This is a genomic window from Ferrigenium straubiae, assembly GCF_051257895.1.
Lineage (GTDB): Bacteria > Pseudomonadota > Gammaproteobacteria > Burkholderiales > Gallionellaceae > Gallionella > Gallionella straubiae.
On sequence record NZ_CP194331.1, the window covers coordinates 2,482,001 to 2,499,153 of the forward strand.

At 59.8% G+C, this 17,153-nt stretch carries 18 protein-coding genes, 1 tRNA gene and 1 other RNA gene; 17 read left to right on the forward strand and 3 right to left on the reverse strand.

Features of this window, described 5'->3' with window-relative positions; genetic code table 11:
• Positions 1 to 4: 4 nt before the first annotated feature.
• Both mshL and ACRRNM_RS12045 read right to left on the reverse strand, forming a co-directional pair.
• On the reverse strand, positions 5 to 1,624 hold the full coding sequence (gene mshL, locus ACRRNM_RS12040) for a pilus (MSHA type) biogenesis protein MshL (RefSeq protein ID WP_435628436.1): 1,620 nt from the start codon (positions 1,622 to 1,624) through the stop codon (positions 5 to 7).
• 250 nt (positions 1,625 to 1,874) lie between these two features.
• Positions 1,875 to 3,302 (reverse strand): AAA family ATPase, encoded by a 1,428-nt coding sequence (locus ACRRNM_RS12045; protein WP_435628437.1) that lies wholly within the window; start codon positions 3,300 to 3,302, stop codon positions 1,875 to 1,877.
• A gap of 223 nt (positions 3,303 to 3,525) precedes the next feature.
• Between ACRRNM_RS12045 and ACRRNM_RS12050 the strand changes: the two genes are divergently transcribed.
• The 7 genes from ACRRNM_RS12050 to murA all read left to right on the forward strand — a co-directional run bounded on the left by ACRRNM_RS12050 (position 3,526) and on the right by murA (position 8,244).
• On the forward strand, positions 3,526 to 4,329 hold the full coding sequence (locus ACRRNM_RS12050) for an ABC transporter ATP-binding protein (RefSeq protein WP_435628438.1): 804 nt from the start codon (positions 3,526 to 3,528) through the stop codon (positions 4,327 to 4,329).
• 4 nt (positions 4,330 to 4,333) lie between these two features.
• Positions 4,334 to 5,122 carry a lipid asymmetry maintenance ABC transporter permease subunit MlaE gene (mlaE, locus tag ACRRNM_RS12055; protein WP_435628439.1) on the forward strand — a complete coding sequence of 263 codons (789 nt, stop codon included), beginning with the start codon at positions 4,334 to 4,336 and terminating at the stop codon, positions 5,120 to 5,122.
• A 3-nt stretch (positions 5,123 to 5,125) separates the two neighbouring features.
• Positions 5,126 to 5,590, forward strand: a complete 465-nt coding sequence (gene mlaD, locus ACRRNM_RS12060; protein ID WP_435628440.1) for an outer membrane lipid asymmetry maintenance protein MlaD — start codon at positions 5,126 to 5,128, stop codon at positions 5,588 to 5,590.
• A gap of 17 nt (positions 5,591 to 5,607) precedes the next feature.
• The gene (locus ACRRNM_RS12065) at positions 5,608 to 6,240 is read left to right on the forward strand and encodes an MlaC/ttg2D family ABC transporter substrate-binding protein (RefSeq protein WP_435628441.1); all 633 of its coding nucleotides are present in this window, start codon (positions 5,608 to 5,610) and stop codon (positions 6,238 to 6,240) included.
• Complete coding sequence (locus ACRRNM_RS12070; protein WP_435628442.1) at positions 6,237 to 6,524, forward strand: STAS domain-containing protein; 288 nt, start codon at positions 6,237 to 6,239, stop codon at positions 6,522 to 6,524. The genes ACRRNM_RS12065 and ACRRNM_RS12070 overlap by 4 nt, the downstream gene beginning before the upstream one ends.
• 136 nt (positions 6,525 to 6,660) lie before the next feature.
• A complete protein-coding gene (locus ACRRNM_RS12075) occupies positions 6,661 to 6,900 on the forward strand; it encodes a BolA family protein (RefSeq protein ID WP_435628443.1) in 240 nt (79 codons plus the stop codon).
• 93 nt (positions 6,901 to 6,993) lie between these two features.
• A complete protein-coding gene (gene murA / locus ACRRNM_RS12080) occupies positions 6,994 to 8,244 on the forward strand; it encodes a UDP-N-acetylglucosamine 1-carboxyvinyltransferase (RefSeq protein ID WP_435628444.1) in 1,251 nt (416 codons plus the stop codon).
• 417 nt (positions 8,245 to 8,661) lie between these two features.
• On the opposite strand, the gene ACRRNM_RS12085 is transcribed toward murA, so the two are convergent.
• Positions 8,662 to 9,288: a hypothetical protein gene (locus tag ACRRNM_RS12085; RefSeq protein ID WP_435628445.1), complete on the reverse strand. Its 627-nt coding sequence runs from the start codon at positions 9,286 to 9,288 to the stop codon at positions 8,662 to 8,664.
• 96 nt (positions 9,289 to 9,384) lie between these two features.
• Here ACRRNM_RS12085 and hisG point away from each other — a divergent pair, with 96 nt between their 5' ends.
• The 10 genes from hisG (at position 9,385) to ACRRNM_RS12135 (ending at position 17,106) form a co-directional block, all read left to right on the forward strand.
• On the forward strand, positions 9,385 to 10,026 hold the full coding sequence (gene hisG / locus ACRRNM_RS12090) for an ATP phosphoribosyltransferase (RefSeq protein WP_435628446.1): 642 nt from the start codon (positions 9,385 to 9,387) through the stop codon (positions 10,024 to 10,026).
• Positions 10,027 to 10,035: 9 nt separating this feature from the next.
• On the forward strand, positions 10,036 to 11,340 hold the full coding sequence (gene hisD, locus ACRRNM_RS12095; RefSeq protein ID WP_435628447.1) for a histidinol dehydrogenase: 1,305 nt from the start codon (positions 10,036 to 10,038) through the stop codon (positions 11,338 to 11,340).
• A gap of 82 nt (positions 11,341 to 11,422) precedes the next feature.
• A tRNA-Lys gene (locus ACRRNM_RS12100) sits at positions 11,423 to 11,498 on the forward strand.
• 127 nt (positions 11,499 to 11,625) lie between these two features.
• An RNA gene (gene ffs, locus ACRRNM_RS12105) (signal recognition particle sRNA small type) lies at positions 11,626 to 11,724 on the forward strand.
• A 25-nt stretch (positions 11,725 to 11,749) separates the two neighbouring features.
• Positions 11,750 to 12,280: an acyloxyacyl hydrolase gene (locus tag ACRRNM_RS12110; RefSeq protein ID WP_435628448.1), complete on the forward strand. Its 531-nt coding sequence runs from the start codon at positions 11,750 to 11,752 to the stop codon at positions 12,278 to 12,280.
• An 11-nt stretch (positions 12,281 to 12,291) separates the two neighbouring features.
• Positions 12,292 to 13,881 carry a DNA polymerase III subunit gamma/tau gene (dnaX, locus tag ACRRNM_RS12115; protein ID WP_435628449.1) on the forward strand — a complete coding sequence of 530 codons (1,590 nt, stop codon included), beginning with the start codon at positions 12,292 to 12,294 and terminating at the stop codon, positions 13,879 to 13,881.
• A gap of 18 nt (positions 13,882 to 13,899) precedes the next feature.
• The gene (locus tag ACRRNM_RS12120) at positions 13,900 to 14,226 is read left to right on the forward strand and encodes a YbaB/EbfC family nucleoid-associated protein (RefSeq protein WP_435628450.1); all 327 of its coding nucleotides are present in this window, start codon (positions 13,900 to 13,902) and stop codon (positions 14,224 to 14,226) included.
• A 13-nt stretch (positions 14,227 to 14,239) separates the two neighbouring features.
• On the forward strand, positions 14,240 to 14,836 hold the full coding sequence (gene recR, locus ACRRNM_RS12125) for a recombination mediator RecR (protein WP_435628451.1): 597 nt from the start codon (positions 14,240 to 14,242) through the stop codon (positions 14,834 to 14,836).
• Positions 14,833 to 15,735: a pseudouridine synthase gene (locus ACRRNM_RS12130; protein ID WP_435628452.1), complete on the forward strand. Its 903-nt coding sequence runs from the start codon at positions 14,833 to 14,835 to the stop codon at positions 15,733 to 15,735. Before recR ends, ACRRNM_RS12130 begins: the two co-directional genes overlap by 4 nt.
• An 87-nt stretch (positions 15,736 to 15,822) precedes the next feature.
• On the forward strand, positions 15,823 to 17,106 hold the full coding sequence (locus tag ACRRNM_RS12135; protein ID WP_435628453.1) for a hypothetical protein: 1,284 nt from the start codon (positions 15,823 to 15,825) through the stop codon (positions 17,104 to 17,106).
• Positions 17,107 to 17,153 lie beyond the last annotated feature (47 nt).

A 17,153-nucleotide genomic window follows, 5' to 3' on the forward strand; every position in this document is an offset into this window, starting at 1 on the left:
TTCCTCAAGGCTTGGCCGGTTCTTTGAAGAAATTTTCGTCCGGCAGGGTATTCCGGTAGGCGCTGAAATCGCCAGTTATGCTAGCCTCCTTGATGACTACCGGGCGCAGGAAGATGACCAACTCGGTCTTCCTCGAAGTGTCGTTGCGGTTCTTGAACAGGCTGCCCGCTCCAGGGATGCTGGACAGGCCGGGAATGGCGTCGGTATTGGTGCTTGCCTCGTCCTGCATCAGCCCTCCCATCACCGCGATCTGGTTGCTTTCGATCTTCAGTATCGATTCCATCTCGCGCGTCGAGGTGATCGGAATATGGCTTACCACAGGCGGTGTTGCTAGGGCTAAACTTGGATTCGGATCGTTAACATAGCCAACTAAGCGCGAAATTGATGGATGCAAATTGATTTGTACCGTGTCGCTATCATTTATTTGGGGCGTCACACTCATGGTGAAGCCAATCGGTACAGTGTTGGGGGTGGTTGAATATGTGCTGAATGCCGAGCTGGTTGCAGTAGGCGCCGTAGTTGTGACATTAATAACAAAATACACTAAATTATCTACTACGCGCAGTATGGCAGTCTGGTTGTTTAACACGCTGAGTTTGGGGCTGGAGAGCACCTTGACTTTGCCGAACGATTCCAGCAGGGAAATATTCGCAGACAGACTGCCAAATTTTGAAGCTTGGTTGAGATATCCCAGGGTGAACATGTTGCCGGTCTGGGCGGCACGCAAAACACCCGCTGTAGCTTCGGTCGCCTTTTGATTTAACGTGAAGCCCTTGCCGCCAAGATGGGATGCAGACCAGTCGATGCCCTGCTGGTATTGGTCACTCAATTCTACTTCCACCACGGTGGCTTCGATCAGCACCTGCCGGCGGGCGTTGGCCATGATCTGATCGACGAATTCCTGGATTTTTTCATGCTGCTTGCCGGTGGCGCGCACGGTGATGATGCCGTTCTCCGGGTTGGCGATGACCGAGGCGGCTTCGCGGAAGGTGTTGCGCCGCGTGATGGTGGTGCCGCCTTCCTGGATGCTTACCGGAGCCGGGCTGTTTTCAATTCCGCCCTTGGGCGAGGTTTTTTTATTGCCGGCCGCTTGCATCCCGGTGCCGGTGCTGCTGGCCGCGCTCACCTGCTGGACGACGGTTTCGCTGGAGCCATCCGGCAGGATCTTGTCAGTTTCGTGCAGGATGTCCTTGATGTTCTGGATCAGGGTCTCCCAGAACCGGTTGTTAGATTTGTTTTTGATAGTAAGCGATGAATTATTGCTGGCGGAGCTACCTGTCACGGTGGCACTGCCGGACGAATAGGAGCCAACTTGCGTTGCGTTAGACATCGTTCCTTCGGTGTCGCGCGTCATGTTCACATAGTCGATCTTGTAATGGTGCAGATAGGGTGTGTCCGGCATCACGGTCAGGTTGCCGTTGTTCAGTTCGTAGCGCATGTCGATCTGTCTCGCGATGCGCGTCAGGATTTGCGGCAGGGTCTGGTCGAGCGCGTTCAGGGTGACGGTGCCCTGGATGCCGGGATGGATGTCCAGGTTGATTTTCGCGTCGCGCGCCAGGGCGAACAGGATTTCCTGCGCGGGAACGTTGGTGACGATGACGCTGTAGGTTTCCGCCTTGGCCATCGGCTTGGGCGGCGGGAGAGCGATGCTGCGTTTCAGGGGTTGCGGAATGCCGGTTTCGGGAGAGGGGGGGGGGCTGGATATGCTTGTCCGACGGCTGGATCGGCTTGGTGCCGCAACCGGCCATGATTACGCTGACGGTGCAGAGATAAAACATGTTGCGTAAGCGCATTCTTTTTCTCCCCTACCTTATTGGCGCAAAGCCTAGCAGTTTTGCGGGGTTGGCTCAATATGCCTGCAGTTTATAGCCCCGCTAGAAAGTGTAAACGGATACGGTGAAAGCCTCCTGGTAGCGTTGCGGCAATTCCTTGATCGCATTTTGCGCCGCATTGGCCGAGGGGTATGCGCCGTAGAGTACGCGCAGCCCGTCCCTGTCGCCGAACCTGGCTGGCAGCAGGTAGATTTCCGGGAGCTTGCCCAGCCCCTTTGCGCGCCTCAGGAAATTCTCGATGCGCTCCAGCTTGACTTCTTCGCTGTAAAACAACTGGATGCTGGCAGCGGCCTTTTTCTGCTCGAGCAATTGCCTGCCCGCCGCCAGGCGCTGTTCGTACAGGCTGGAACTGCCGGCCGCTACGGGCGCAGCCGATGGTGGCAAACTGGTTGCCGCCGGAAGAGGTGGGGGAGCCAGGCTGGCAGTGACGGTTGCCGGACTTGTTTTTTTAGCGGGAGCAGGGTCAGGCTGTGCCGTCGCCGTCACCGGCGGCGGCAGGACTGGCTCGGCCGATTTGTCCTGAACCTGGCCTTTGGTTGCCAAAGCGGCCTGTTGAATTGGCGCCGATGGTTTGTTAAGCAGCCACCAGCTTGCCAGACCCGCCAGCAGCAATATGCCCGCCGCGCTCCCGATCAGCAGTTTTCTGCCGGGCAGGGAACGGGCCGGTTTGAGTTCGCTGTCGCGCATGGCCGCCTGCACGTGGCGGGCTTCGATGTTGTGGGTGTCTTCCACGAAGGCGGCCAGCAGCGATTTGTCCGCGAGGATGTTGATGCGGCGCATCAGCCCGTTGGACGCCTCTGCGATAAGCTTGATGGCGTTCGGCGAAAAAATGTCCGGGCCGCGGTAGCCGGCCGCGCGCATCCTGAACATCAGGTAGCTTTCCAGGGTGTTGCGCGACAGCGGCTGGATGTGGAAATGGTGGACGATGCGATCCTTGAGCTGGCGCATGTTCGGCTGGTCCAGCTTGGCGTTCAGTTCCGGCTGGCCGAACAGGATGATCTGCAGCAGCTTGGCATTGCCGATCTGCAGGTTGTAGAGCAGGCGCAATTCTTCCAGTGTATCCAGCGGCATGGCGTGTGCCTCGTCCACCAGCACGACGATGCGTTTGCCTTCGCGGGCCTTCTCCTCGAGCTTGCTCTGGATGCTGTGCATGACGATGCCGACGCGCTTGCCGTCGATGCTCAGGCCGAGCGCATCGGCGATCGCATAAAGCATTTCCTCGCGCGACAGGCTCGGGTTGGCGAGGTAGATGGTTTCGACATGCTTGGGCAGCCGTTCGAGCAGCATGCGGCACAGCATGGTCTTGCCGCTGCCGACCTCGCCGCTGACCTTGATGATGCCTTCGGCCTCGCTCAGCGAATAGATCAGCGCCTCGAGGATTTCGCCACGGTTGGCGCCGGAAAAAAAGAATACCGTCACGGGCGTGATTCTGAACGGCGGTTCGTCGAGTCCGAAATGCTCCAGGTACATGCCTGAGTCCTATTGGTTGAGGTTTTTCGTGCGCATCCATGTGGCTGTGCAGCGCGGTGCGGTTGATGCCGGGTAGCCGGTAGGCATCAAATGCTGAGCATAGCGGTAAGCGCTTACAAGCTCAATAGGAAAAAGGCATAGATATTCATGGATATGACGATTTGTTGAGGATGGGCTGTGCTCTGGTTTAGAATGCGCGCTCTCGATTTTCCGGATACCGATTTTGTCTTCTCCTGCATTGGCAGAAATTCGCGATCTCAATTTCGCCTACGATAAGCGCCCCGTCCTGAAAGGCATCAATATGGTTTTCCCCAAGGGAAAGCTGATTGCCATCATGGGCTTGAGCGGCTGTGGCAAGACCACGCTGCTGCGCCATATCGGCGGTGCGCTCAAGCCGACCAGCGGTTATGTCAAGGTGGCCGGCCAGGTGCTGCACGAACTGGATCAGGACGGTTTGTACGCCATGCGGCGCAAGATGGGCATGTTGTTCCAGTTCGGCGCGCTGTTCACCGACATGTCGGTATACGACAACGTGGCATTCCAGATGCGCGAGCATACCAACCTGCCGGAAGAGCTCATCCATGACCTGGTGTTGATGAAGCTGCATGCGGTGGGATTGCGCGGCACGCATAATTTGATGCCTTCGGAGCTGTCAGGCGGCATGGCGCGGCGCGTGGCGCTGGCGCGCACCGTGGCGCTGGACCCGATGCTCATCATGTATGATGAGCCGTTTGCTGGGCTGGATCCGATTTCGCTGACGGTGGTCGGCGACCTGATTCGCAGCCTGAACGATGCGTTGGGTGCGACCTCGATCATCGTCACGCACGACATTCAGGAGTCGCTGAAGATCGTGGATTACGTTTATTTCATGGCCAACGGCGTGATCGAGGCGGAGGGCACGCCCGACGAAATCCGCGCATCGGGCCAGGAATTCGTGCACCAGTTCGTGCACGGCGAGATGGACGGGCCGGTGCCCTTCCATTATCCGGGTAGCGATTACCGTCAAGACATGAATCTGGGAGGCTGACACAATGCCGGCAGTTAAAGTATTCAAGGGAATAGGCCATCGCACGGTCAATGCGGTGTGGCGCATCGGCGTGGCGACGCGCTTTTTTCTGCTCACGCTGACGCACTCGGGCAGCGGCTTCCGGCGCTTCCACCTGGTCATCAAGGAGCTGTTTTCCACCGGCGTGATGTCGCTCATCATCATTATCGTGGCGGGGCTGTTCGTCGGCATGGTGCTCGGCCTGCAGGGCTACGAGACGCTCAAGCGCTACGGTTCGGAATCGGCGCTGGGCAGCATGGTGGCGCTCTCCCTGGTGCGCGAACTGGGGCCGGTGGTGGCCGCGCTGCTGTTCGCCAGTCGCGCCGGTTCGGCGATGACGGCTGAAATTGGGCTGATGAAGGCGACCGAGCAGATCTCCGCGATGGAAATGATGGCGGTCAACCCGATCGCGCGCATTGTCGCACCGCGCTTCTGGGCGGGCGTGATTTCCATGCCGCTGCTGGCCGCCATGTTCAGCGCGGTGGGGGTGTTCGGCGGCTACTTCGTCGGCGTGGTGCAGATCGGCGTGGACGAGGGTTCGTTCTGGTCGCAGATGCAGTCCGCCGTGGATTTTCGCGAGGACATCCTGAACGGTGTGCTCAAGAGTTTCGTGTTCGGCATCGTGGTGACGGTGATCGCGCTGTTCGAGGGCTACGATGCGCCGCCGACGGCGGAAGGAGTCTCCGGCGCGACGACGCGTACGGTGGTTACTTCGTCGCTGGCGATATTGATGCTGGATTTTATTTTGACCGCAATCATGTTTAGGGGAAATTGAGTTATGGAACGCACGACGGTTGATTTGTGGGTGGGGATATTCGTGGTGGCAGGCATTGCCGCATTGGTGATGCTGGCAATGAAGGTGGGGAACCTGGGCACCTACAACGTGTCGGAGTCCTATCAGGTGCATGCCTATTTTTCGAACATTGGCGGCCTGAAACCCAAGGCGTCGATCAAGAGCGCGGGCGTGCTGGTGGGGCGCGTGACGGACATCACCCTGGATACGGGGCGCTACGAGGCCAAGGTGGTGATGAGCCTGGACAAGCGCTACCAGTTCCCGAAGGACACGTTTGCCAATATCCTGACTTCCGGCCTGCTGGGCGAACAGTACGTCGGCCTGATGCCCGGCGGCGACGATCAGATGCTGAAAAACGGCGATCAACTGAAGAAGACGCAGTCCGCCCTCGTACTGGAAGACCTGATTGGCAAGTTCCTGTACAGCAAGGCCGAAGAGCCGGCCAAATAATCTAAGGAGTTTTGGGAATGAAGATGTTGCTGAAAGTTGTTGCAGTTTTGTTTTGCATGATGGGTGTTGCGCAGGCCGAAGTGGTCGCGCCTGATACGTTGATCAAGACCACCGCGCAGGACGTCCTCGAGATCGTCAAACAGGATAAGGATATCCAGGCAGGCAACCAGAAGAAAATCCTGGATCTGGTGGATGCCAAGGTGCTGCCGCATTTCGACTTTGTGCGCATGACGCAGTTGGCGGTGGGCAAGCATTGGCGCACCGCGACCAATGAGCAGAAGCAGGCCTTGGTGACGGAGTTCCGCAACATGCTGGTGCGCACCTATACCAAGGCGTTCACGGTCTACCGCGATCAGACGGTGGAGGTGAAGCCGTTCAAGATGGCTTCCGACACGACCGAAGCGACCGTCAAGACCACCATCAACAAGCCGGGCGCGCCGCCGGTTCCGGTCGATTACGAAATGAGGAAGACGGCCGACGGCTGGAAGGCGTTCGACGTGGCCATAGAGGGGGTCAGCATGGTGAATAGCTATCGCGGCACTTTTGACACGCAGATACAGCAAAACGGCATCGACGGGCTGATCAAGATGCTGTCCGACAAGAATGCCAATGCCGCCAATGTCCCCTTGCAGAAGGCGGAGAAAAAGTGATCGCACGCGAGGATGGCCGGCTGGTGGTGCGCGGCCGCCTGACCATCGCGACCGTACCCGCGTTGTTTGAAGCGGGCCTGCAGCATCTGGCCAGCGAGGATATGCTGGTGGACTTCTCCCAGGTCGAGGCGGTCGATTCCGCGGCGGTTAGCATGCTGCTGGGCTGGTTGCGCGCTGCGCAGCGCAGCCAGCGCACCCTGCGCGTGACCGGCCTGCCGGAAGACCTGCTCAGCCTGGCGCGTCTGTATGGCGTGGCCGACCTGCTGCCGCAGCAATCCGCCTGAAACAACCCCGGAAAATACGCCTCACCACGAAGTACACAGAGGCCACGAAGGTTTTGGAATGGGGCTCATTTAGCAGCAATATGTTTTTCTTCGCGCACTTCGTGTGCTTAGTGGTTCAAACAGGAAATTCAGAATAATGGTCACTCCGGAAAGCATTGAAATCGGTATAGCGCAGGGCATGGCGACCGAGTACCTGAGCGTGGACGGCGACGGCCGCCACTTCGAAGCGATAGTGGTCAGCGATGCGTTCGCCGGCAAGAGCCGCGTGCAGCGCCACCAACTGGTCTATCAGACCCTGGGCGAGCGGATGCGCGAGGAAATCCACGCGCTGTCGATAAAAACCTATACGCCGCAAGAATGGGAAAACAGGGGTTAAACATTTAGCTTGGTAGGGTGGGCACGCTGTTGTGCCCACCTTGATTCATAACCGTGTGGGCACAACAGCGTGCCCACCCTACCCAAAAAATCTATGCAAAAACTGGCAATCCTGGGCGGCAATCGCCTCAACGGCGAAGTGCGCATCTCCGGCGCCAAGAATGCGGCGCTGCCGATTCTGTGCGCCGGTCTGCTGACCGGTGAACCGCTGCAACTTGCCAATGTGCCCGACCTGAACGATGTTGCCACGATGCGCAAGCTGCTGCAGCAAATGGGTATGGCGATAGAGGTAAACGGCGGGCAGGTGATCTTGTCGGCGGCGCACATTGACAGGCTCGAAGCGCCCTATGACATGGTGAAGACCATGCGTGCCGCGATTCTGGTGCTGGGGCCGCTAGTGGCGCGCTTCGGCGAGGCGCGCGTTTCCCTGCCGGGCGGCTGCGCCATAGGCTCGCGCCCGGTCGATCTGCATATCAAGGGCCTACAGGCGATGGGCGCGGAAATCCACATCGAGCACGGCTATATCCACGCCCAAGCCAAACGCCTGAAGGGCGCGCGCATCTTCTTCGATATCGTCAGCGTGACCGGTACCGAAAACCTGATGATGGCCGCGGCGCTCGCGGACGGCGTGACGGTACTGGAGAATGCGGCGCGCGAGCCGGAAGTGCTCGACCTCGCGAATTGCCTGCGCGCGATGGGCGCAAAGATCACCGGCGACGGCACCGACACCATTACCGTCACCGGCGTCGAAAAACTGCACGGTGCAGCGTACAACATCATGCCGGACCGCATCGAGAGCGGCACCTTCCTCGTCGCGGCGGCTACAGCGGGCGGTAGCGTCACATTGACCCATACGCGCGCCGATATTCTCGACACCGTGTTGGAAAAACTCACCGAAGCGGGTGCGAAGATCACGGCAAGCGGCGACCGCATCCATCTCGAAATGAACGGGCGCCCCAGGGCGGTGAACCTGCGCACCGCGCCCTATCCGGCCTTCCCCACCGACATGCAGGCGCAATTCATGGCGCTGAATTGCATCGCGGAGGGCAGCGCGATGGTGGTCGAAACCATCTTCGAGAACCGCTTCATGCACGTGCAGGAACTGCGCCGCCTCGGCGCGCTGATCGACGTCGAAGGCAACACCTGCGTGGTGCGCGGCGTGGACCATCTGGAAGGTGCGGCGGTGATGGCGACCGACCTGCGCGCCTCGGCGTGCCTCGTGATCGCCGGGCTGGCGGCGCAGGGCGAGACCATCGTGGATCGCATCTATCACCTGGATCGCGGGTATGAGCATATTGAGGCGAAGCTGTCGGGGCTGGGGGCGAATATCAGAAGGGTGAAGTAGTTTTCATCCGTTCGCCCTGAGCTTGTCGAAGGGCAACCGTCATTCCGGCGGAGGCCGGAATCCAGTGTCAAAATCAAACTCAAAACCGCTGGGGGTTGCCCGGCAGCAAGTCACCTTCTTTTGCGTCGCCAAAAGAAGGTAACCGAAGAAAAGGCGACCCCGGTTTGCCGCCCCCTTCGGGGGTTACCTCGCTCAGCCACAAACGAGCGGGGCTGCGCAACTCGCACGATCCGCTGCGCGGCCACGTGCTCAAACAGTGCTCGCCCAACAACACCGCTCGTTTACGCCTGATCGAGGCGGCGCACAGGGGAAACGAAAAGCAGATTTCGTAGGGCGGGTTAGCAAAGCGTAACCCGCCGGATGATTGTTTGATACATAGGGCGCATTACGCCTTGCGGCTAATGCGCCCCAAGGTGGCTACGTTTCGGTAGCAAGAAATGGGAACTGTGGCCAGCATGCAACGCGAATGTTGTTGAAGATGGAGTTGTCCTCTGTGCCATGTGTAGCAAGGCAAAGGTAGTAGTTTTTCCCCTCATGTTTGGCGAAGATAATCCATTCGCCCGTTAAATTTCCATCTTCCGCTCTCTGCTCAAAGGCCTCCACCGTGACGCGATGAGATAGCTCACGAATCATGCTTTCGGTTACGACAGGAGATTTGTTTGGGTCGAGAACTTCTTTCACCAATTTTTCCAGCTTGCCGCCGGATAGATGGTTCATCATGTTGTGCGCCATGAACTTAGAACAAAAGAAGTGCTTATGCCACAGGCCTTTTAAGGGAGCATGAGCGAACTGCGATGCGGGCTTGGTTCTCGTTATCCTTGAAGAATCCTCCAGAGTGCGAATTTCATCAACGATCTGAAAGGGATTGATCCCGTGAAGTTTCTCGTACGAAAGCAGATTGAGGACGAGCAGCCAGCTATATCGGTCTTCCGCATGGAGGTCGAGACGAAGCGCATCTGCATACCCTTTGAGGTCGTCGCTTGTGACAACCTCAGTTCGGTTACCAATGTGGACATTGAAGGATATTGCGAAGGGTGAGGTCATCGTCGCCTAACGTGTGATAAATGGGAAAAACGGCATTTCATCTTACCCTGCATTTAACGGTAAAATGCACGCCTTTGCATAAACCGCCGAACCCGCATGACCATCACCATCGCCCTCTCCAAGGGCCGCATCTTCGAGGAAACTCTGCCGCTATTACAGGCGGCAGGCATCACGCCATTGGAAGACCCGGAGACTTCGCGCAAGCTGATTCTGCCGACCAATCGTGCCGATGTGCGGCTCATCATCGTGCGCGCTTCCGACGTGCCGACCTATGTGCAGTACGGTGCGGCGGATATGGGCGTGGCGGGCAAGGACGTGCTCAACGAGCATGGCGGCGTCGGGCTTTACCAGCCGCTCGACCTGAACATCGCGCGTTGCCGCATGATGGTCGCGGTGCGCAACGATTTCGATTACGACTCCGCGGTGCGCCAGGGCGCGCGGCTACGCGTGGCGACCAAGTACGTGCAGACCGCGCGCGACCACTTCGCGGCGAAGGGTGTGCATGTCGATCTCATCAAGCTGTACGGCTCGATGGAGCTCGCGCCACTGGTCGGGCTGTCGGATGCGATCGTCGACCTGGTGAGCAGCGGCGGTACGCTGAAGGCCAACAACCTCAAGGCGGTCGAGCATATCGCCGACATCTCGTCGCGCCTGGTGGTGAACCAGGCCGCACTGAAGCTGAAGCATGGCGCGATCCAGCCGCTGCTGGATGCGTTCGCCAAAGCGATCGTGAAGTAAGGAACCGCCATGAATATCAGGAAATTTTCCAGCCGTGCGGCTGGGTTCGATGAGGAACTGACAAGGCTGCTGGCCTTCGAGGAAACCGCCGACGAGAAGCTGGAGGCGACCGTTGCTTCCATCCTCGCCGACGTGAAGAAGCGCGGCGATGCGGCCGTGCTGGAATACACGCGCAAGTTCGACCGCCTGCCGCTGGAGTCTGCCGCCGCGATGGAGTTGCCAGAGAGCGAACTCAAGGCGGCATTCGACGGCCTGCCTGCCGAGCAGAAGAGCGCGCTGGAGCAGGCCGCGCAGCGCGTCACCGACTATCACCAGAAGCAGGTGCAGGCTTCGTGGAGCTACACCGAGACCGACGGTACGCTGCTCGGCCAGCAGGTCACGCCGCTGGATCGCGTCGGCCTGTACGTGCCGGGCGGCAAGGCGGCCTATCCGTCTTCGGTACTGATGAACGCGCTGCCCGCGAAGGTCGCGGGGGTGGGCGAACTCATCATGGTGGTGCCGACTCCGGACGGCGTGAAGAATCAATTGGTGCTCGCGGCGGCTTATCTGTCCGGCGTGGATCGCGTGTTCACCATCGGCGGCGCGCAGGCGGTGGCGGCGCTGGCCTACGGCACAGCGACCATCCCGAAAGTGGACAAGATCGTCGGCCCCGGCAACGCCTACGTCGCCTCGGCCAAGCGCCGCGTGTTCGGCGCGTGCGGCATCGACATGATCGCCGGGCCTTCCGAGATTCTGGTGATCTGCGACGGCCAGACCAACCCGGACTGGATCGCGATGGATTTGTTTTCGCAGGCCGAGCACGACGAACTGGCGCAGGCCATCCTGCTGTCGCCGGATGAAAAATTCATCGAAGCGGTCGCAGCCAGCGCCGACCGCCTGCTGGAACAGATGCCACGCCGCAACATCATCCGAACCGCGCTGGAGAATCGCGGCGCCTTGATTCAGGTCGCCGATCTCGACGAGGCCTGCGTGATCAGCAACCGCATTGCCCCCGAGCACCTGGAGCTGTCGGTTGCAGACCCGCAAGCGCTCTTGCCGAAGCTGAAACATGCCGGCGCGATCTTCATGGGGCGCTACACCTCGGAATCGCTCGGTGACTACTGCGCCGGGCCGAATCATGTCCTGCCGACCTCGGGCACCGCGCGCTTCTCCTCGCCGCTGGGCGTGTATGACTTCCAGAAACGCAGCAGCCTGATCCAGGTCTCCGCGCAGGGCGCGCAGAAGCTCGGCGCGATCGCCTCCACCCTGGCATTCGGCGAGGGCTTGCAGGCGCACGCGCAGTCGGCGCTGTTCAGGGAAGGCTCGACGCGCTAAACCGGTTTGCAACCAGCTTTATTTTGACAAACCGCCGGGCATTCACGATAATGCGCGCCGCTTTTGATGTTCGCATCGAAACGGGTCGTTAGCTCAGCTGGTAGAGCAGTGGACTCTTAATCCATTGGTCGAAGGTTCAAATCCTTCACGGCCCACCAGATACAAGGACTTGGACGATCTCCAAGTCCTTTTTTGTTGAATTCAGGGCCGCTTTTTTTCATTCGGCGTGGATTTTGGCAACCGCTTCCTTTATCATGTCGCATCGATTTGAGGCGTAAAAGAATTGGCGGGTCTCCCCGCATTGCAGGTTGGTGAATCTGGTCAGGTCCGGAAGGAAGCAGCCACAGCCGATTACTGCAAGTGCCGGGGGTAAGGCTCGCCTCCTATTGTGGAACCATTGGAGAGAGTGATGAAAAAAACCGGTTTGCTGATTGGTGCGCTGCTCTTCAGCGGCAACGTGTTCGCCGTGGATGGGATGTACCTTGAGGTTGGCGATGGCAGGTCTTCGAACATAGCGCGGGTCGGGGCCCTCTGGAACTGGGACAAGCAATGGTTCGCCGAGGGAGACTGGCTGGTGACCGGCTTCTGGGAGGCGTCGCTGGGCTACTGGCACAGCCACAGCCAGGCCGCCGGTAACCAGAATATCAAGGATATTGGCATTACCCCGGTGTTTCGCCTGCAGCAGAAAAATCCGGGTGTGTTTGCTCCCTATGCGGAGGGCGCCATCGGCTTCCACCTGATCACCCCGACTTACATCAATGCGAGCCGGAGGTTCGGCAGCGCTTTCCAGTTCGGTGACCACCTCGGCGTGGGGGCGCGCTTCGGCGATCGTCGGCAGTTTGACCTGGGCTTTCGCTACCAGCATCTTTCCAACGGCGGTATCAAGCAGCCGAATCAGGGCATCAACTTCAGCCAGGTCCGCTTCGCCTATTATTTCTGACGTGGTGTAACTTGTCGGCAACAACCGTCCTCGCGCGCAAATGGCGTCCTAAGACCTTCGCGCAACTGGCGGGGCAGGAGCATGTCGTCAGGGCTCTCAGCAACGCGCTCGCACAAAACCGGCTGCATCACGCCTATCTGTTCACCGGGACGCGCGGGGTGGGCAAGACGACCATCGCGCGCATCTTCGCCAAGTCGCTGAATTGCGACTCGGGCGTCACCGCGACGCCATGCGGGGAATGCAGCGCCTGCAAGGAGATCGACAGCGGGCGCTTCGTCGACTTGATCGAACTGGATGCCGCGTCCAACACCCAGGTCGACAACATGCGCGAACTGCTGGAAAGCGCGCTGTACGCACCGACCAGCGGGCGCTTCAAGGTGTACATCATCGACGAAGTGCACATGCTGTCCAAGTCGGCCTTCAATGCGATGCTGAAGACGCTGGAAGAGCCGCCGGGGCACGTAAAATTCATCCTCGCCACCACCGACCCGCAGAAGATTCCGGTCACGGTGTTGTCGCGCTGCCTGCAATTCAACCTGAAGCAATTGCCGCCAGCCCTGATCGCGGAGCGCCTGCAGTATGTGCTGGAGCAGGAGCAACTTTCCTTCGAGCCTGCGGCGGTCAGCCTCATCGCGCGCGCCGCACAGGGCAGCATGCGCGACGCGCTGAGCCTGATGGACCAGGCGATCGCCTTCTCCGCCGGCAAGGTGGAAGAGACGGTAGTGCGCACCATGCTGGGCGCGATAGACCAGGGTTATCTGTTCGATTTGCTTGCGGCGTTGCGCGAGCAGGACGGCGTGAGGCTGCTTGAAATTGCCGACAGCATGGCTGCGCGCAGCGTGGCGTTCGATGCGGCTCTGCAGGAACTGGCGACATTGCTGCACCGCATTGCGCTCGCGCAGACCGTGCCGCAGGCGATTGCCGACGACGAGCCGGAGCGGGCGCGTCTGCTGGAACTGGCGCAGGCGTTCACGCCGGAAGATACGCAGCTGTTCTACCAGATCGCCATCCACGGGCGCGATGAAATCGACTTGGCACCCGACGAATACGCCGGTTTCACAATGACGCTGCTGCGCATGCTGGCTTTTGCGCCTGCCAAGGGCGCATCGCAGCCGGCCATGGCTGCGCCAGCTGTTGTGCGTCCCGCTGCCTCGGCCGGAGGATCCGGGCAGTCTGCGGCAGAACCCGCCCCAGCCCGCCGGGCTCCGGGGGATACGGGCATGCCGGACTGGGGGGTGTTGTTGACGCAGTTGAATTTGCAAGGCATGGCGCAACAGTTGGCGAAACACTGCGTGCTGGAAAGTTTTGCGGACGGGCGGATTGCCCTGTGCCTGTCGCAAGAGCACAAACATCTGCAATCCAGCAAGAATGCCATCGACAAACTGCAGGCGGCGCTGAGTGATTATTTCGTCAAACCGGTCAAGCTGAACATTACACTGGGCAAGACTGAAACCGCGACCCCTGCCGTGATGGAGCAGCAGGCCAAACAATTCAGGCAGCAGCAGGCAAGCGACTCGATCGCCCACGATGATTTTGTGCGCGAGGCGCAGGCAGAACTGGATGCGAACCTGATTACGGAATCGGTCAGGCCAATAGAATAATTTCAGGAGGGTGGGAAAATGATGAAGGGCGGATTGGGCAACCTGATGAAGCAGGCCCAGCAGATGCAGCAGAACATGCAGAAGGCGCAGGCCGAATTGGCCACCATCGAAGTGGAAGGCCAGGCCGGCTCCGGCGTGGTCAAGGTGACGATGACCTGCGCGCATGAAGTGCGGCGCGTGTCGCTGGATGACAGCGTGCTGTCCGACGACAAGGAAATGCTGGAAGACCTGATTGTGCTGGCGCTCAACGATGCGATGAAAAAAGCGGAAGATATCTCAAAGCAGCGCATGGGCGGTTTCACCGCCGGCATGGGGCTGCCGCCCGGAATGAAGCTGCCATTCTGATGGAATTTTCCCGGTGACGCCGTCCCGTCTGGAGGAATTGATCGCCGCACTGCGTTGTTTGCCGGGGGTAGGGCCGAAATCCGCACAGCGCATGGCCTACCATCTGCTGCAGCGTGATCGCCCCGGTGCATTGCGCCTGGCGCAATCCCTGGAGCTGGCCGCCAGCAACATCCGGCACTGCAGCAAGTGCAATAATTTTTCCGAACAAGAGGTATGTGCGCTGTGCGCATCGGCCAAGCGCGATGCAAGCCTGCTGTGCGTGGTGGAAATGCCGGCCGACCTGCTGATGATGGAGCAAACGCAGTGCTACCGCGGCATGTATTTCGTGCTGATGGGCCGGCTGTCGCCGCTGGACGGCATCGGCGCGAAAGAGCTGCATTTCGACCGTCTGGTCAGGCGCGTGCAAGAGCAGCCCTGCGAAGTGATCCTCGCGACCAACTTCACCGTGGAGGGCGATGCGACGGCGCATTATCTGGCGAACCTGTTGCAGGCGCAGGGCGTCAAGGTATCGCGCATTGCACGCGGCCTGCCGGTCGGCGGCGAACTGGAGCAGGTGGACAGCGGCACGCTGGCACAGGCCATACTGGAGCGGCGCGAAATATCGATATGAGCGAACAGGGTGAAAAATTACAGAAGGTGCTGGCGCAGGCCGGTTTCGGCTCGCGCCGCCTGATGGAGGAATGGATCGCTGCCGGACGCGTCAGCGTAAACGGCGAGCCGGCCACCCTGGGGATGCGCGTGGTGGAAGGCGATCTGGTGAAGGCGGAGCGCCGCACCATCCGCGTCGGCGCAAAGGAGCGCGCCGTGCGCGTGCTGCTGTACCACAAGCCGGAAGGCGAGATTGTCAGCCGCGACGACCCGGAGAAGCGTACCAGCGTGTTCGACAAATTGCCCAAGCTGCGCGGCCAGAAGTGGACTGCCATCGGGCGGCTGGATTTCAATACCAGCGGCCTTTTGATTTTTACCACTTCCGGAGAATTGGCGAACCGCCTGATGCACCCGCGTTTCGAGGTCGAGCGCGAATACGCGGTGCGCGTGCAGGGAACCATGACGGAAGCGCAGATGGATCAGGCGCTCAGGCAGGGGATCGAGCTGGAAGACGGGCCGGTGAAATTCGAAAAACTTGAGGATGAGGGCGGCGAAGGCTTCAATCACTGGTATCGCGTGATGCTCAAGGAAGGCCGCAATCGCGTGGTGCGTCGCACCTTCGATGCGCTCGGCCTGCCGGTCAGCCGTTTGATGCGCGTGCGCTTCGGCATCATCAATCTGCCACCGCGGTTGAAGCGCGGCATGACGGCCGAGCTGGGCGAGAGCGAGGTGGCGCAGGTGCTGGATTGGGCAGGGATCATCGGTGGCGGCGATGAGCCGCAGCCGGATGCGCCGACTCCTCCCAGAACAGAACGGGTGCAATCCGGGAAAAGCGGACGCCGCCCGGCTGTTGCGGCAGGGACGGTTCGCGGGAGCGGACGGGTGCGCGGCGGGAAAAGTAAAACTGGTGTAAAACCCTGACTATCATTAAAATCCGTAAAATTGCACCCGGTCGATCATCCGGGCCGAAATCCTTGGAAAATAACAGGCAAGCTACTGGAAATCTGAATGGAAGAGCGCGGCAATAAGACCATCATGTGCAGTGTGCTGTTCTTGGATATTGCGGAATATTCCAAGAAATCGGTGTCTGGGCAAATTTCGCTGAAAGACAGGTTTAACAGCTACCTTTCTGCCGCCATCGGCGACGTGCCGATGACCGACCGGATCATTCTCGACACGGGCGACGGTGCGGCGATCAATTTCCTCGGTGATGTCGAAGACGCTTTGAAGGCCGCCCTCGGCCTGCGCGAAAGCATGCTCAACGAGGCGCCCGATATCGACCCTCCGCTGCTGGTGCGGATGGGCATCAACCTCGGTCCGGTCCGCCTGGTGCGGGACATCAACGGCCAGCCCAACATCGTCGGTGACGGCATCAACGTCGCGCAGCGCGTGATGGGTTTTGCGGAAGCCGGCCAGATTCTCGTGTCACGTTCCTACTACGATGCAGTATCGCGCCTTTCCCCGCAGTATGCAGGGATGTTCCACTACCAGGGTTCGCGCACCGACAAGCATGTGCGCGAGCACGAGGTATACGCGATCGGTTATCCGGGCGACAAGCCGGTGCAGCCGGCCGCGGAGAGTGGCGCTGCCGAACAGGAAGCCGGTGTGCCATGGCGTGTCAAGCTCGGTCTGGATGTTGCGGCAAGCAGGCTGGGCGACATGGCGGGAGGATTTGCAGAAAAATTCAGGCAGGCAGCCCCCAAACAGCGCGCCTTGTATGCGGCTGTTGCCGCCATCCCGCTGCTGCTGATCGGCGCGCTGCTGCTGAAACCGTCGCACAATGGGGAAGTGCCCGCCTTGCCCGCCGAACAACCGCATACGGCAGATGTCAGCCAGCCGGCCGTTCCTGTCGCGCCTCACACAGAAAGCAAGGCGGCGGAGACGCCTGGCGCACGCGTTGCCGTCAAACCGGATGCAAAAAAGCCTGCCGAAGCCAAGGCAGACGTCAAGAAGGCGACCGGCCAGACCAGCCAACCGGCGGCACAGCCCAAGCCCAAGGCTGCCGAACCAACCGACAAGAAGGCAGCCGACAAAAAGACCTGGCTTGAAACCTTCAAGGATAGTGCCGAACAAGGCGCAGAGGCACGCATCTCCGTCAGCTGCAAGGAAGGAACACAGTTGTTCGTGGATGGCGCGGATAAAGGCAAGGTGACTGGAAAGGGCTTGACCGTAGCGGTTCCGCCGGGCAAACACACGGTGATTGTGAGTTCTGCAAGCGGCATTCTCCACACGCAGAGTGTCGATGTGGACCCGGGCAAGACGGCGCATATCAGGCCGAAATTCTGTGATTAGCGAGACTTTCCTGAGACAGGATTCATGCGGATGAATATCGCAATTAA